Raw genomic sequence first — 15,670 nt, 5'->3', positions numbered from 1 at the left:
GCCGAGTTCCCCGGTCGTTCGCCGCGGCACCGCCGCGGGCGTCAGCCGACCGGACGACCGCGCCAGGACAGGCGCCGCCGCTTGCGCAGATGGTACGACCGCAGGGTCAGCCAACCGAGGACCGCGACCGACACGGGGTGGCTCAGCGCGTCGGGCCAGGCCCGCCCGCCGGTGGCCCGGGCGCTGACCACCCGCCCGGCCACCCCCACCAGGTACGCCAGGAAGGCCACCCCGGCCAGCAGCGGTGCCCCGGCCAGTAGCGCCACCACGGCGACCAGCGCGGGCACGGTGTAGAGCAGGAGCAGCACGGTCACCACCAGCGCGGCGGCCGTCGGGTGTCCGAACGAGGCCCACAGCGACTTGGTGTAGCCGTCACGCAGCTGCGGCCAGCTGTCGTACATCCGGCAGGAGGCCAGCCGGGAGCCGTCGGCCAGCGCGATCCGGCCGCCCGCGCGTTTCACCGCCCGGGCCAGCTCGACGTCCTCCAACACCCGGTCGGCGACCGCCGCGTGCCCGCCGGCCCGCAGGTAGCCGGCCCGGTCGACGACCAGGAACTGCCCGCCCGCCGCGGCCAGTGACGGCCGCGCCGAGCGTTCCATCGCGCGCAACGGCAGGAAGGTCAACCACAGCCACTGCAACAGCGGCTGTACCAGCCGGTCGGCCACGGTCCGCACCACGATCCTCGGGTACGGCGACAGCAGGGTCGCCCCGGCGGCGCGCAGTTCGGTGACGGCCGCCGCCACGGCGTACCGGCCGAGCACCACGTCGGCGTCCACGAAGACCAGCGCGTCGGCGGACGCCTCGGTGCGGCTGGCCAGCTGCCAGCAGGCGTGCGGCTTGCCCAGCCAGCCGGGTGGCGGGGCGGCCCCGGTGAGCAGGGTGACCCGCGGGTCGTCGGCGACCACCGCGCGGACCACGTCGGCGGTGCCGTCGGTCGAACCGTCGTCGAGGACCAGCACGCGCAGCCGGGGTACCCCGCGTTGGGCGAGCAGGGCCCGCAGGCACGGGGTGACCCGGGTGGCCTCGTCGCGCAGCGGCAGCAGCACCACCACCCGTTCGGCGCACTCCACCGGCCCGTCGGTCGGTCGGCGCAACCACCGGCCGGCGTTGACCACGGTGTGCGCGGTCAACGCGGCGACGACGAGCAGCGCGACGAGCGGGCCGGTCATGCCGGGGCGTCGACCCGGGTGCGCGCGGGCACGGTGGTGTCGTCGTGGCCGCGGCGGCGGGCCCGCAGCAGCGTCACCGCCAGCGGCACCGCGACCACCCCCATGCCGGCCGCGCCCCACAGCGCGGAGGCGGGCAGGCCGAGGAAGACCGCGTGGGCCAGCACGCTGGAGCCGTACGTCCACAGGTAGAGCGCGTACATCGGATGGTCGCGGGCGTCGGTGTCGGCCACGGCGGGCCCGGCGAGCGGGCGCAGCGCGGTCATCACCAGCACCGCGAACAGTAGCCAGCCCAGGTAGTTGCTGACCGGGATGCCGGCCAGGCCGGGCAGCGCCGGGGTGGCCGCCCGCCACACCCAGTGGCCCTCGGCCACCATCTGCGGGTCGAGGAAGAGATCCCAGGTGGCCAACCCGAGGGTGGCCAGCCCGATCCGCGCCGGCCACCGCCACCGTCGACCGGTGCCGGCGCTGGTGTCGCCGCCGGCCAGTCGGGTCGCCACCAGCCAGGCCGGCCAGGCCATCCAGGTCCAGGCCAGCGGGATGATCAGCGGTACCCCGGCGAGCTTCGGCCCGAGCTGGCCGGAGTAGTCGTAGCTGCCGAACGGGAAGCCGGTGGCCACGCCGAGCGCCTCGATGGCGAAGCCGCCACCGGTGACCAGGACGACCAGCGTGATCGCCGTACGCGGCCCTCGGCTGGCCAGGGCGTGGCCGACCGAGAGCAGGTAGCCGATCAGCACGGTGGCCACGGTCAGTCGGGCCCGGACGGGCCCCTCGGTGAGCGGGTAGCCGATCTGGGCCAGCACCAGCAGCGCCAGCAGTACCCAGGGGTAGGCCCGGGCCGGTGATCGCGCGGTCATGACCGGACGGGCGGCTGTCCGGGCGCGGGCAGGGGCAGATCCCGGCCGAGTACGCCGAACGGGCGTTCGTCACCGGGGAAGTTGAAGTCGCGCAGGAGGTCGACGAAGCCGAACCGGCGGTACAGCCGCCAGGCGCGTGAGGTGCTCTCGTCGGCCTCCGGGGTGGACAGCAGCGTGGTGCTGCCCTCGGCGATGGTGAGCAGGGCTCGCAGTTGCCCGGCGCCCAGGCCGTGGCCCTGCGCCGGTGGGCGTACGTGCAACTCGACCACCTCGAAGCAGTCGGTCAACCAGCGTTGCCGGGTGGCCGGGTCCAGGGCCCGCCAGACCTGGTCGTGCCACCACTGTCCGGGGGCGCCGACGTAGCCGTAGCCGAAGCCGGCCAGGTGTCCCTCGCTGGTCAGGCTGGCGACGGCCCGGAAACCGGGCCGGCGGACGTGGGTGGCGATGTAGCCGCGACGGGCCTCCAGCAGGTCGGCGCGGTAGCCCATGGCCTCGCCGTAGACGGCCACCACGTCGCCCAGCCGCCGGAGGAGATCGTCCGGTGTCCACCGCACCAACCTCACGCCTGCCCACCCTTCGCCGGGCCGTCGTCGGCGACCCACCCCAGTACCGTCCGGTCACCGGTCACGTCCCGCACCTCGAACCGGGCGAAGAGCTCCTCCGCGTACCACCGCTCGGTCGGGGTCCGGGTGATCGCGGCCCGGTGCTCCGGGTGACGGTACGCGAACGCCACCAGATCTGCCGGGTCACGCCACACACTCACCGTGCCCTGCCAGCCCAGCGGGGCCTCGCCGACGCCGAAGCGGGCCAGCAGGCCGGGCGCGGCCCGCAGCGCGGCGGCGACCGGCGGGACCGCCCGCCAGAAGGTGAGTGCCCGGGTGGGTCGCAGCCTGGCCCGGGTCAGGGCCAGCACCGGGCCGGTCACTTGGCCACCCGTCGGCTCGCCGAAGGGGCGGCGGCCGGACCACTCACCCCGGCTGGTCAGCGGCCGCAGGTCGAGCCGGACACCGGCCTCGGCGATGCCGGACCAGGCCCGGTCCACCGGCGAGCCGGCAAACCGGGTGGCGGCGGCGGGGGAGTCCCACACCGTCAGCGCCGCCCAGCGGGTCGGGTCGGCGTCGCCCGGCCCGAAGCCGGTGCCGGTTCCGGTGCCGAGCAGCTTGCCGAACCGTACGCCGGGCAGGGCGCGTAGCCGGCGCGGATCCAGCGCCATCCGGACCAGCGCCCGGGGCAGCGCGGTGCGGGGGATCCGCCACACGTGCAGGGTCACCAGTCGCGGGACGCTCGCCGGCTCGTTCACGCCACGTCGGTCGGGGTGCCGCCGGTGACTCGCAGCAGTTCGGCGTACGTGCTGGGGAAGACCGCCTGCGGCACGCCACCGGCGGCCCAGATCTCGTCGTACTTCTCCAGGGCGGTGTCCACCAGGGTGCGCAACGGCTGCGGGTGGCCCACCGGCGCGACCCCGCCGATCACCTGCCCGGTGTGGTCCTTGACGAACTGCGGGGTGGCCCGGCGTAGCCGGCCGACGGCGAGCCGGGTGGCCAGCGCGGCGGTGTCCACTCGGTGCGCCCCGGAGGTGAGCACCAGCAGCGGGGCCCCGTCGGCGTCGAAGACGAGCGAGTTGGCGATGGCGCCCACGTCGACGCCGAGCGCCTCGGCGGCGGCCGCGGCGGTGTGCACCGCGTCGGGCAGCAGGCGGACGGTGGCCGGTGCGCCGGCACCGTCCCGGGCGTCCGCGCCGGCCAGCGCGTCCTGTACCGCCCGTACGTTCGGGTGTGACTGCATCCCGCCATTCTCCCCGGGGCGGCGCAGTGTCAGCGACTGGAGCCGGTAGGCGTGGCCGGTGTCCACGGAGTACGCGCTGTCCTGCCCGGTGCCCGCGCCGATCTCCAGCAGCCGGGCGCCCGGGGGCAGGCGGTCGGTCACCGGGTCGGATGTCGGCGCGTCACACGTTGCGTTTTCGTCGGTGGAAGGGTGTACTGTCAGCAGCAGTTAGAACGAGTGTTCGATTGCCTCGAACGTTCGTTCCAACCCTCCCTCGGGGCAGGTGTTTCGCGGCACCGGCCCGGAGGAGGTGCGGTGCCGCGGACCGCACCGGGCTTCGGGCAGTCGCGAGTCCGGACCCATCAGGCAGGATCGTCGCCCGCCGCCCACGACCCCCGGGCGGCGGGCGACGGACCCGCCGGTACGCCGGCCGGGTGTGGTGTGGGGAAGCTCCGCACCCGGCCGGCCACCCATCTGGTGCGTCTTCCTCCGCACCGCCCGCCGCGGGTGTCCCGCGCCGACGGATCCGCTCCGCCGCGCGATCGCCCGCCCCGGTCCACCTGGAGGAGAGACATGCCGACCAGTCCGGCCCAGGTGCCGACGGTGCCCGCGCACGTGTTGCCGCACCGCACCCCCGCGCAACTGTTGACGGTGGCCCGGCAGGGGCTCGCCGAGGCGGCCCGGACCGGCCCGGACGGGCTCCGGTACGCCGCCGCGCACCTCGCGGCCCTGCGCGCCGCCGCCGCGGTGCTCGCCGCCCGGGCCCGCCCCGCGCCGACCCGCCGCAGCCGGATCACCAGCGTCTGGGTCCTGCTCGCCAGCGTCGCCCCCGAACTCGACGAGTGGGCCGGCTACTTCGCCATCGCCGCCGGCAAGCGGGCCGCCGCCGAGGCCGGCATACCTCGGGTGGTGACCGCCCGGGAGGCCGACGACCTGCTCCGTGCCGCCGTGGAGTTCGTGGCGGTGGTGGAGTGCGCGCTCGGTCTGGCCCATCAGCCGGCGATCGACGGTCTCGTCGCCTGAGTCACGGCGTCCGGTCACCACCGGCGGGATCCAGGGTGACCGGACGCCGTCCGGCGTGAACGTCCTTGTCCGATCAACGACAGCACCATCCACCGGCCGGTGCCCGGTGGTGACACGACGGGGGTGGAGCCGATGGCGGGCCGCATGGTCGTCGGTTCCGCCGCGCTGGCCGGGCTGGTGCGCCCGGCCAGCGCACCCGACCCGGCGGGCGGGCACCGGGTGCTGCCCGTACGGTCCGAGTTGGCCGGGCTGCTGCCCGGCCGAGGACTGCGGCGCGGCAGCACCATCGCGGTCGGTCTGGGGCGCTCCCGGCCCAGCGGCACCACCTCGCTGCTGCTCGCCCTGCTCGCCGAGGCGTCCCGCGCCGGTTCGTGGTGTGCGGTGGTCGGCATGCCGACCTTCGGGGTCGGCGCGGCGGCCGAGGCCGGGATCGCCCTGGACCGGCTCGCCCTGGTGCCGCAGCCCGGGCCCGAGTGGCCCACCGTGGTCGCCGCGCTCATCGACGGGGTCGACGTGGTGGTCACCGCCGTGCCGGACACCGTCGCCGGCTCCGTCGCCAGCCGTCTGGCCGCGCGGGCCCGGCAGCGTGGCAGCGTGCTCGTTCCGTACGGCCGGTGGGACGGCGCGGACGTGACGCTCGAGGTGGTGCGTGGGGCGTGGGAGGGGCTCGGGGCGGGGCGGGGCCGGCTGCGCCGCCGCGAGGTGACCGTCTCGGCCCGTGGTCGGGGCGCGGCCGCCCGGCCCAAGGAGGTCAAGCTCTGGCTGCCCGGTACCGAACTGACCCAGATCATTCCCCGGTCGACCGGTGCCAGTCGGTCGGGAGCCACCGGGCTGCGCATGGTGGCGTCGGCATGAGTGACCCGCGGTGCGCGGTTCGCGGTGCGGTCGGCGCCAGGTCGGTGTGGCGGATTGGCACCGGCCCGGTCGGTGTGGTCGGTGCCGGGCTCGGCGGCCCGGCCCGGGGTAGCCGGTCAGCGGCTGGGGCTGGTACCCCACAGCACCGTGGCGAGCCAGAGCAGCCCGGCACCGAGCAGTACGCCGTGCCCGATCCGGACGGCTGCCGGGGTGGAGAACTGGGGCAGGAAGAGCAGGAACCCGAGGGCGAACGGCACCCCACTGAGCCGGGACGGCAGGTTGTCACCGCCACCGCCACCGCCACCGCCGGGCCGGCGCAGGCCGCGCCAGAGCGCCACCGGGGCGAGGGTGGCGCCGGCGCCGAGCGCCAGCAGGCCGGCACCGAAGGTGGTGACCGCGATCGGGTCGTACCGCACCTGGTCGGCCAGGGCGAGCAGGTCGATCCGCGGGTCGGCGGCGGCCTGGCGGGCGATCGCGTGCAGGCCGAACGCCTCGGCGCCGTAGTACGGCAGCACCAGGCCGGCGCCGACCGTGCTGGTGACGAAGGCGGCGACGGCGGTGCGGCCCGACCCGGTGTCGGCGACGCGCTGGGCGAGGGCCAGCAGGCCGAGCGGCACCAGGATGAAGTCAAGTGATCGGCCTGGTTGTGCGCACCGCCACGTCCACATCCAGGCCGGATCCGGTCCGGGTACGCCACCGGTGGCTCGGGTCATGACGCGCACCCTGTTGCTCTGGTGCCCGGACTGGCCGGTGCTCGCCGCCGAGATCGTCGACGGGGTGCCCGCCACCGACCCGGTCGCGGTGCTGTCCGCCAACCGGGTGGTGGCCTGCTCCGAGCAGGCCCGTGCCGAGGGCGTCCGGCGCGGGCTGCGGCGCCGGGAGGCACAGAGCCGTTGCCCGCGACTCACCGTCGTCGACCACGACCCCGGCCGGGACACGCGCGCCTTCGAGCCGGTGGTGGCCGCGGTCGAGGAGGTGGCCGCGGGTGTCGAGGTGATCCGGCCCGGAGCCTGCGCACTGGCCGCCCGGGGGCCGAGCCGGTACCTCGGCGGTGAGGAGGCGGCCGCCGAGCGGATCGTCGAGCACGTCGCCCAGAACTGCGCGGTGGAGAGCCAGGTCGGCGTCGCCGACGGGGTCTTCGCCGCCGGGCTGGCCGCCCGGCGGGGGCGGATCGTGCCGCCCGGTGGGACGCCGGAGTTCCTGGCCGCCCAGCCCGTCGAGGCGCTCGGCCGGCCCACCCTGGCCGATCTGCTGCGTCGGCTCGGGGTGCGTACGCTCGGTGACTTCGCCGCGTTGTCCGCCGGTGACGTGCTGGCCCGGTTCGGCTCCGACGGGGCGCTGGCCCACCGGCTGGCGAGCGGCCGGGACGACCGTCCGCTCGCGGTCCGGCGGCCACCCGTCGACCTGACGGTCACCGCCGACCTGGACGAGCCGATCGAGCGGGTCGACGTCGCGGCGTTCGCCGCCCGGACGCTGGCCGAACGGTTGCACGAACGCCTCGCCGGCCACGGGCTGGCCTGCACCCGGCTCGGCATCGAGGCGGTCACCGAGCACGGCCAGGAACTGCACCGGGTCTGGCGACACGACGGCCTGCTGACCGCGGCGGCGATCGCCGACCGGGTCCGCTGGCAGCTGGACGGCTGGCTCTCCGGTGCCCGCCGGGGTGGGCTCGCTCGCCCCACCTCGGGGATCATCCGGCTGCGGTTGGTGCCGGACGGGGTGCTCGCCCAGGTCGGCCTACAGGCCGGCCTGTGGGGGGAGGCCGGCGAGGAACGCGAGCGGGCACACCGGGCGCTGAGCCGGGTGCAGGGCCTGCTCGGCCCCGAGGCGGTGGTCACCGCCGTGCTCGGCGGCGGGCGGTCACCGGCGGACCAGGTGCGGCTGGTGCCCTGGGGGGACGAGCGGCGGCCCACCCGCCCCGGTGCGCCGCCACTGCCCTTCCCGCCGCCCGACCCCGCCTCCGGTGCGTTGGCGCTGCCCCTGCCGTCGCTGCCGGACCCCGTCCCCGGCCGGGCGGCGGGTGCCGGTGGACGGCGGGTGGATGCGGCGGCCGTACCGTCCTGGCCGGGACGGCTGCCGGCGCCCGCACCGGCGGTGGTGCTGCCCGTCCCGCTCGCCGCGAACGTGGTGGACGCCACCGGTGTGCCGGTCGTGGTGAGTGCACGGCTGACGGTGAGCGCCCCGCCGGCCCGACTGACCCTCGCCACCCCCGCCCCCACCGCGGCAGCGTCCGAGATCGTCGGCTGGGCCGGCCCGTGGCCGGTCGACGAGCGGTGGTGGGTGCCCGCCGAGGCCGTCCGTCGGGCCCGTTTCCAGGTCTGCCTGGCCGACGGCTCGGCTCTGCTGCTCGCCGTCGAGGCAGGTCGCTGGCGAGTGGAGGCGATCTATGACTGACGTGAACCTTGGTACGAAACGGCTCTCCCGGGGGCACCCGCGTACCAAGATCGTGGTGGCGAGGTGGGGGCGGTGAGTTTCCACAATCCACGGTTGCCCTGGTCGGAGTTGGAGCGGGTGCTCTCCGGGCGGCCCGACACGGGGAAGGGCGGCGGGAAGAACAGCGGACGGCATCTGCATGTGGTGGATCCGCTCGCGGTCGACGCCGACGGGGGCGACTCACCGGCGTGGAGCCGGCGGCGGGAGCACTACGCACCGCCGGAGCTGACCCGTCCCGACGATGCGGTGCCGTACGCCGAGCTGCATGCGCACACCAACTTCAGTTTCCTCGACGGCGCCAGCCACCCGGAGGAACTCGTCGAGGAGGCGACCCGGTTGGGGCTCACCGGGCTCGCCGTCACCGATCATGACGGTTTCTACGGGGTGGTGCGCTTCGCCGAGGCGGCCCGCGCGCTGCACCTGCCGACGATCTTCGGAGCGGAGCTGACCCTCGGCCTGCCCGACCCGCAGCCCGGACCACCGGCTCCACCGGGGCGCCAGCGCCGGAGACCGTCCGCCCCACGGGGGGAGTCCGCGTCGCGCCGGGGAGTGGGGCGCAACGGCGTACCGGACCCCTTCGGCAGCCATCTGCTGGTGTTGGCGCACGGCCACGAGGGGTACGCCCGACTGGCCGCGACCATCGCCCGGGCCCAGTTGCGGGGCGGGGAGAAGGGCCGTCCGGTCTACGGGGAACTGGAGGAGGTCGCCGCCGACCTGCGTGATCACGTACTGGTGCTGACCGGCTGCCGCAAGGGGCACGTGCCGTCCGCCCTGCTCACCGAGGGGGTCGACGCGGCAGCCCGCGAGCTGGACCGGCTCACCGCGCTGTTCGGCGCGGAGACGGTGGCGGTGGAGCTGACCGACCACGGGCACCCGGTCGACGGGGACCGCAACGACGCCCTGGCCGAGCTGGCCGCCACCGCCGGGCTGCCCACGGTCGCCACGAACAACGTGCACTACGCCACCCCCAGGCGGCGTCGGCTGGCCACCACCGTCGCGGCGGTCCGGGCCCGGCGCAGCCTGGACGAGATCGACGGCTGGCTGCCCGCCGCGGGCACCGCCCACCTGCGCAGCGGCGCCGAGATGGCGGCCCGGTTCGCCGCGTACCCGGGTGCGGTGGCCCGGGCCGCCGAGTTCGGCGCGGAACTCGCCTTCGACCTCCAGCTCGTCGCGCCGCAGCTGCCGGCGTACCCGGTGCCGCCGGGGCACACCGAGATGAGCTGGCTGCGGCACCTCACCGAAGCCGGCGCGCGGGAACGCTACGGCCCCCGTGCCGCGCACCCGCAGGCGTACGCGCAACTCGACCACGAGCTGAACATGATCGAGGAGCTGGGCTTCCCCGGCTACTTCCTGGTGGTCTACGACATCGTCGACTTCTGCCGGCGGGTGGACATCTACTGCCAGGGCCGGGGCTCGGCGGCGAACTCGGCGGTCTGCTACGCGCTGCGGATCACCAACGTGGACGCGGTCCGGCACCGGCTGCTGTTCGAGCGGTTCCTGGCTCCCGAGCGCGACGGTCCGCCCGACATCGACGTGGACATCGAGTCCGACCGCCGGGAGGAGGTCATCCAGCACGTCTACACCCGGTACGGGCGGGAGCACACCGCCCAGGTGGCCAACGTGATCTCCTACCGGCCCCGGTCGGCGGTGCGGGACGTGGCCAAGGCGTTCGGCTTCTCGCCCGGCCAGCAGGACGCCTGGAGCAAGCAGATCGACCGGTGGGGGGACGTGGCCACGGTGGACGTGCCGGAGATCCCCGAGCCGGTGATCGCGTACGCCAACGAGTTGCAGACGTTCCCCCGGCATCTGGGCATCCACTCCGGTGGCATGGTGATCTGCGACCGGCCGGTGATCGAGGTCTGCCCGGTGGAGTGGGGCCGGATGCCCGGCCGCAGCGTGCTCCAGTGGGACAAGGACGACTGCGCCGCCGTCGGCCTGGTCAAGTTCGACCTGCTCGGTCTCGGCATGCTGTCGGCGCTGCACTACGGCTACGACATGATCGGGATGAGTCTGGATCTCGGCGACATGACGCTTGACGACCCCGAGGTCTACGACATGCTCTGTCGGGCCGACTCGGTCGGGGTGTTCCAGGTGGAGAGTCGCGCCCAGATGGCCACCCTGCCCCGGCTCAAGCCCCGGACGTTCTACGACCTGGTGGTCGAGGTGGCGCTGATCCGGCCCGGTCCGATCCAGGGCGGCTCGGTGCATCCGTACATCCGGCGCAAGAACGGCCAGGAGCCGGTGACCTACGCCCACCCGCTGATGCGCAACGCGCTGGAGAAGACGCTCGGCGTACCGCTGTTCCAGGAGCAGTTGATGCAGCTCGCCATCGACCTGGCCGGCTTCGACGCGGCCGAGGCCGACCAGTTGCGCCGGGCGATGGGCGCCAAGCGGTCGGTGCAGCGGATGGCGAAGATCGCCGACCGGCTCTACCGGGGCATGGCCGAGCGCGGCATCACCGGTGAGCTGGCCGACGACGTCTACCGCAAGCTCACCGCCTTCGCCAGCTACGGCTTCCCGGAGAGCCACGCGATGAGCTTCGCCTACCTGGTCTACGCCAGCTCCTGGCTCAAGCGCTACCACCCCGGGCCCTTCCTGGCCGCGCTGCTCAGTGCCCAGCCGATGGGCTTCTACTCGCCGCAGACCCTGGTCGACGACGCCCGCCGGCACGGGGTGCAGGTACGCCGCCCGGACGTCAACGCCAGCGGTGTGCAGCCGGTGCTGGAGTCCACCCCGCAGACTCGGTGGGGCAGCCGGCCGGGGGAACCGCCGCACGCCTGGGGGCTGGACGGGCCGGCCGTCCGGCTTGGACTGTCCGGCGTGCGTACCCTCGGCGACGAGGTGGCACAGCGGATCGTGGCCGAGCGGGCGGCGCACGGGCCGTACCGGGACATGCCGGAGCTGGCCCGGCGGGTGGGGCTGACCGCCGCGCAGTTGGAGGCGTTGGCCACCGCGGACGCCTTCGCCTGCTTCGGACTGAGCCGCCGGCAGGCGCTCTGGGTGGCCGGCGCGGCGGCCCAGGACCGGCCGGACCGGCTGCCCGGCACGGTGACCGGCGCGACGGCACCCACCCTGCCCGGCATGGCGGAGGTGGACCGGCTGGTCGCCGACGTGTGGGCCACCGGACTGTCCCCGGAGCACCATCCGGCCCGGTTCGTCCGCCCACAGCTGGACGCCCTGGGTGCGGTGCCGATCGACCGGCTGGGTCGGGTCGAGCCGGGTCGCCGGATCCGGGTCGGCGGGATCGTCACCCACCGGCAGCGGCCGGCGACCGCGGGTGGGGTCACCTTCCTGAACCTGGAGGACGAGACCGGAATGCTCAACGTCACCTGTTCACCGGGGCTGTGGCAGCGGCACCGGCGGGTGGCCCGGACCAGCGCGGCCCTGGTGGTGCGCGGGCTGTTGCAGCGGCACGAGGGCGTGGTCAACCTGGTCGCCGACCGGTTGGAGGCGATCGAACCCCCGGTCAGCCCGGCCTCCCGCGACTTCCGCTGACCGCCGGGGGAACACGTCCGGCCCGCGCTGACTAGGCTCGACCGGGTGGAGCAGACCCTCAACCCGTCCGGGCCGCCACTGACCCCCCGCACCGCCGTGGTCTGGTCGGTGCTGCGCGCCGAACTGGACCGCCGGCCCGACACCGAGCTGACCGTGCTCGACGTGGGCGGCGGCACCGGCGGGTTCGCCGTACCGCTGGCCCAGGCCGGCCACCAGGTCACCGTGGTCGACGCCAGCCCCGACGCACTGGCCGCGCTCAGCCGCCGCGCCGCCGAGGCGGGGGTGGCCGACCGGGTACGCGCGGTGCAGGGCGACGGTGACGCGCTCGCCGGACTGGTCGAACCGGCCGGCGTCGACCTGGTGCTCTGTCACGCCGTACTGGAGGTCGTCGACGACCCGGCGTCGGTGGTGGCCGCGCTGGCCGGCGCGTTGCGCCCGGGTGGCGCGGCGAGTGTGCTGGTGGCCGGCCGGTCGGCGGCGGTGCTCGGCCGGGCGATGAACGGTCACCTCGACGTGGCCGCCGCGCTGGCGGCCGACCCCGACGGCGCCGCCGGGCCCCGGGACACGCTGCGCCGCCGCTTCGACGCCGACGGCGCCGCCGCGCTGCTGGCCGCCGCCGGGCTCACCGTCGAGGAGATCCACGGCGTACGCGTGCTGGCGGACCTGCTGCCCGCGGTCGTGGCCGACGGCCAGCCGGCCGCCCTGGTCGAGTTGGAACGGACGCTGGCCGCCCGGCCGCCCTGGCGGGATGTCGCCGCGCAACTGCACCTGTTCGCCCGCCGCCCGGCATGACCGACCCGGCGCCCGCCCCCGACCCGGCGCCCGCCGGGCAGCCGGTGCCAGGAGTGGGCCCTTCCTGCGCACCAGGCGTTGATGAGGTGCCCTTCCTTGCTCCGGTGGTGCCGGCGTACGGCGGTGGGAGCCTGGCCGACGTACTGCCCAGCGCGCTCGCCGTGCTCGGTGTGCCCGGCGCCGTCGACCTGCTCGGGCTCACCGCCGAGCTGGCCGGGGTACGCCGGGTCGCGGTGCTGCTGGTCGACGGCCTCGGCTGGTATCAGATCCCGGCCGCCGCGCCGTACGCGCCCACCCTGGCGGGCCTGACCGCCACCGTCGGCAAGCCGCTGACCTGCGGGTTTCCCTCCACCACGCCGACCAGCCTGGTCACCCTGGGCACCGGCGTCGCCGCCGGGGCGCACGGGGTACTCGGTTTCACCCTGCGGGTGCCGGGCACCGACCGGGTGCTCAACCACATCGAGTGGGCCGGCGACCCGGCACCGCTGCGCTGGCAGCCGGTCACCACCCAGCTGGCCCGGGCCCGGGCCACCGGGGTGGCGGTGACCGTGGTGAGCCGGCCCGAGTTCGGCGGCACCGGCCTGACGGTGGCCGCCAACCGGGGTGCCGACTACCGGGGTGCGGCCGGTGTCGACGCGCTGGCCGCCACCATGCTGGCCGCCCTGAGCGCCGGGGACGGGCCGACCCTGGTCTCCGGCTACCACCCGGACGTCGACCGGCACGGCCACCTCAGCGGCGTCGACTCGGTGCCCTGGCGGACCGCGGTGACCGAGCTGGACGGGCTGCTGGCCCGGCTGGTCGACGGGCTGCCACCGGACGCGGCGCTGCTGGTCACCGCCGACCACGGGCAGCTGGACGTGCCGGCAGGGCACCGGTTCGACCTGGACACCAACCCGCGGCTGACCGACGGCGTGCGGGTCGTCGCGGGTGAGCCCCGGGTGCGCTACCTGCACGTCGCACCGGGCGCCACCGAAGACGTCCGGGCCGCCTGGGCGGGGGTGCTGGGGCCGGCCGCCCGGGTGCTGACCCGGGACGAGGCGGTGGCCACCGGCTGGTTCGGGCCGGTACCCGAGGAGCACCTGAGCCGCATCGGCGACCTCGTGGTGGTCTGCAATGGCAGGTACGCGGTGCTGGCCAGCCGGGCGGAGAGTCCGGTGCTGTCCCGGCTGGTGGCCTTCCACGGCGCCGACACGGCGGCCGAGATGACCATCCCGCTGCTGACCGTGCGGGGCTGACCGGAGCAGAACGTCGGACCGGGGCGCTAACCTGCCCGGATGGGCCGCAGCCAGTCGCTACCCCGGGGCGGTGATCCCCGGTTCGGGCCGGACGCCGACGACACCGGCTGCCCGATCCTGCACGTCGACATGGACGCCTTCTACGCCTCGGTCGAGGTGCGGCACCGGCCCGAGCTGCGCGGCCGGGCCGTCGTGGTCGGCGGGGTCGGCCCGCGCGGCGTGGTCAGTTCGGCCAGCTACGAGGCCCGACGGTACGGCGTACGCAGCGCCATGCCGACGCTGCGCGCCCGTGCGCTCTGCCCGCACGCGGTCTTCCTGCCGCCGGACTTCACCCGGTACACGGCCGCGTCGCGGGCGGTCATGCAGATCTTCCGCGACGTCACCCCGCTGGTCGAGCCGCTCTCGCTGGACGAGGCGTTCCTCGACGTGGCCGGTGCCCGGCGGCTGTTCGGTTCGCCCGCGGCGATCGGCCGCCGGATCCGCGAACGGATCGCCGCGGAGCAGGGGCTGACCTGCTCGGTGGGGGTGGCGCCGAGCAAGTTCGTGGCCAAGCTCGGGTCGACCCGGGCCAAGCCGGACGGGCTGCTGGTCGTCCCCGCCGGCCAGCTGCTCGAGTTTCTCCACCCGCTGCCGGTCGCCGCGCTGTGGGGGGTGGGGGAGCGTTCCGCCGAGGCGTTGCAGCGGCTCGGCCTGCGTACCGTCGGTGATCTCGCCCAGGCGCCGGTCGGCATGTTGCGTACCGCGGTCGGCGCGGCGGCCGCCACCCACCTGCACGAGCTGTCCTGGGGGCGGGATCCGCGCCGGGTCAGCCCGGAGCAGGCGGAGAAGTCGATCGGCGCGGAGGTGACCTTCGACGTCGACGTGGTCGACCCGCGGGAGATCCGCCGCACGCTGCTCGCCCTGGCCGAGAAGGTCGGCGGCCGGTTGCGGGCCGCCGGGCAGCTGGGGCGGACGGTGTCGGTGAAGGTGCGGATGTCCGACTTCCGCACCGTCAGCCGCTCGCGCACCCTCGACATACCCACCGATGTGGCCCGGGAGTTGTTCGACACCGCGTGGGCGCTGTTCACCGCTCTGCCGCCCGGTGAGCTGATCCGCCTGGTCGGCGTACGCGCCGAGGGGCTGACCGCGGCGGACCGGACGCCCCGGCAGCTCACCCTGGGCGCGCCGGAGCGGGGCTGGCGGGAGGCGGAGGCCGCCGCGGACGCCGCGGCGGCCCGTTTCGGGCGGTCCGTCGTCGCGCCGGCCAGTCTTCTCGGCGCCCCCGATCTGCGCCGAAAGGAAAATCCGACCCGGCCATAGGTCGTCCCGCTTTCCGACGCGCGAGGGCCCTCGTAGACTTGCGGGTAAGCAGCCGGTTGGCTGCCACGGTCTGTCGGTCCGACCGGACCGACCAACGTGACCGGGGAGGAGTGCCGTGCCGCTCTCGGAGCACGAGCAGCGGCTGTTCGAGCAGATCGAGCGGTCGCTTGCCGAGGACCCCAAGTTCGCCTCGGCCGTGCGCGCCAGCGATCCGCGCTTCCATGCGCGGCGTCGCCTGCTCGTCGCTGCCGGCTTGATCGTCGCCGGCCTGGCGTTGCTGGTGTATGGCGCGGTGATCAAGACTCCGCCACTGGCCGTGGCGGGGTTCGTTGTCATGCTGGCCTCGGCCGCGTTCGCGGTGCAGTCGCACCGTCGGGCGCAGTCGCCCGACCTGCACGTGGTCGGGGGCACGGCGACTCGTCGCCGGTCCCGCGGTCGTGCCGGCCGGCGACCGGGCTTCATCGACCGGATGGAGGACCGGTGGCGTCAGCGCCCGGAGGGGCACCGCTGAACCCGCCCCGTCGGTAAGGCGGGGCGCGTCACCGGGGCCACCCCTGCGGGGTGAATCGTGCTCGATCGGCCTGCCGCCGATCGAGTCGCTGCCGTTCGCTCACACCTGAGCCGGCCGGCTCGGTCGGCTGTTCCGCCGCCACCGTCGTGGTGCCACGATGCCCGCCACCGTCCGGGGCCAGCAGGCCCGGCGCCGGCCACGAAGCAAGACCTCCGGCAGTGGTCGCCCACCGCCGGAGGT

The 15,670-nt window shown here is 75.3% G+C and carries 14 protein-coding genes; 8 read left to right on the top strand and 6 right to left on the bottom strand.

The window, feature by feature from the left end; translation table 11 throughout:
- Nucleotides 1-41: 41 nt before the first annotated feature.
- The 5 genes from D2L64_RS12775 to D2L64_RS12755 are packed head-to-tail and all read right to left on the bottom strand — an operon-like array spanning nt 42 to nt 3,808.
- Nucleotides 42-1,169, bottom strand: a complete 1,128-nt coding sequence (locus D2L64_RS12775; RefSeq protein WP_119575671.1) for a glycosyltransferase — start codon at nt 1,167-1,169, stop codon at nt 42-44.
- Nucleotides 1,166-2,023, bottom strand: coding sequence for a carotenoid biosynthesis protein (locus D2L64_RS12770; protein WP_119575669.1), 858 nt, complete (start codon nt 2,021-2,023; stop codon nt 1,166-1,168). Before D2L64_RS12770 ends, D2L64_RS12775 begins: the two co-directional genes overlap by 4 nt.
- Complete coding sequence (locus D2L64_RS12765) at nt 2,020-2,586, bottom strand: GNAT family N-acetyltransferase (protein WP_119575667.1); 567 nt, start codon at nt 2,584-2,586, stop codon at nt 2,020-2,022. Before D2L64_RS12765 ends, D2L64_RS12770 begins: the two co-directional genes overlap by 4 nt.
- Nucleotides 2,583-3,323 (bottom strand): monooxygenase, encoded by a 741-nt coding sequence (locus D2L64_RS12760; protein ID WP_119575665.1) that lies wholly within the window; start codon nt 3,321-3,323, stop codon nt 2,583-2,585. Before D2L64_RS12760 ends, D2L64_RS12765 begins: the two co-directional genes overlap by 4 nt.
- Nucleotides 3,320-3,808, bottom strand: coding sequence for a YbaK/EbsC family protein (locus tag D2L64_RS12755; protein ID WP_119575859.1), 489 nt, complete (start codon nt 3,806-3,808; stop codon nt 3,320-3,322). The genes D2L64_RS12760 and D2L64_RS12755 overlap by 4 nt, the downstream gene beginning before the upstream one ends.
- Nucleotides 3,809-4,360: 552 nt before the next feature.
- Here D2L64_RS12755 and D2L64_RS12750 point away from each other — a divergent pair.
- Both D2L64_RS12750 and D2L64_RS12745 read left to right on the top strand, forming a co-directional pair.
- Nucleotides 4,361-4,810, top strand: coding sequence for an SAV_6107 family HEPN domain-containing protein (locus tag D2L64_RS12750; RefSeq protein ID WP_119575663.1), 450 nt, complete (start codon nt 4,361-4,363; stop codon nt 4,808-4,810).
- Nucleotides 4,811-4,942: 132 nt separating this feature from the next.
- Nucleotides 4,943-5,665 carry a hypothetical protein gene (locus tag D2L64_RS12745; protein WP_119575856.1) on the top strand — a complete coding sequence of 241 codons (723 nt, stop codon included), beginning with the start codon at nt 4,943-4,945 and terminating at the stop codon, nt 5,663-5,665.
- Between the two features lie 116 nt (nt 5,666-5,781).
- On the opposite strand, the gene D2L64_RS12740 is transcribed toward D2L64_RS12745, so the two are convergent.
- Nucleotides 5,782-6,378: a hypothetical protein gene (locus D2L64_RS12740; protein WP_147376230.1), complete on the bottom strand. Its 597-nt coding sequence runs from the start codon at nt 6,376-6,378 to the stop codon at nt 5,782-5,784.
- Here D2L64_RS12740 and D2L64_RS12735 point away from each other — a divergent pair.
- The 6 genes from D2L64_RS12735 to D2L64_RS12710 all read left to right on the top strand — a co-directional run bounded on the left by D2L64_RS12735 (nt 6,377) and on the right by D2L64_RS12710 (nt 15,430).
- Complete coding sequence (locus D2L64_RS12735) at nt 6,377-8,059, top strand: DNA polymerase Y family protein (RefSeq protein ID WP_119575659.1); 1,683 nt, start codon at nt 6,377-6,379, stop codon at nt 8,057-8,059. The two genes, D2L64_RS12740 and D2L64_RS12735, sit on opposite strands and share 2 nt — an antisense overlap.
- A 72-nt stretch (nt 8,060-8,131) precedes the next feature.
- On the top strand, nt 8,132-11,593 hold the full coding sequence (locus tag D2L64_RS12730; RefSeq protein WP_119575854.1) for an error-prone DNA polymerase: 3,462 nt from the start codon (nt 8,132-8,134) through the stop codon (nt 11,591-11,593).
- Nucleotides 11,594-11,620: 27 nt separating this feature from the next.
- Complete coding sequence (locus D2L64_RS12725) at nt 11,621-12,385, top strand: methyltransferase domain-containing protein (RefSeq protein WP_119575657.1); 765 nt, start codon at nt 11,621-11,623, stop codon at nt 12,383-12,385.
- Nucleotides 12,382-13,620 (top strand): alkaline phosphatase family protein, encoded by a 1,239-nt coding sequence (locus tag D2L64_RS12720; RefSeq protein ID WP_119575655.1) that lies wholly within the window; start codon nt 12,382-12,384, stop codon nt 13,618-13,620. The genes D2L64_RS12725 and D2L64_RS12720 overlap by 4 nt, the downstream gene beginning before the upstream one ends.
- A 39-nt stretch (nt 13,621-13,659) precedes the next feature.
- Entirely contained in the window at nt 13,660-14,919 is a 1,260-nt protein-coding gene (locus D2L64_RS12715) for a DNA polymerase IV (protein ID WP_119575653.1), read from the top strand.
- Nucleotides 14,920-15,034: 115 nt separating this feature from the next.
- Nucleotides 15,035-15,430 (top strand): DUF3040 domain-containing protein, encoded by a 396-nt coding sequence (locus D2L64_RS12710; protein ID WP_119575651.1) that lies wholly within the window; start codon nt 15,035-15,037, stop codon nt 15,428-15,430.
- Nucleotides 15,431-15,670: the final 240 nt, after the last annotated feature.

The sequence above is a fragment of the Micromonospora radicis genome (genome assembly GCF_003583405.1).
Classification (GTDB): Bacteria; Actinomycetota; Actinomycetes; order Mycobacteriales; family Micromonosporaceae; genus Micromonospora; species Micromonospora radicis.
The sequence above is the reverse complement of the archived record's forward strand: the minus strand, read 5'-3'. Positions and strand labels throughout refer to the sequence as shown.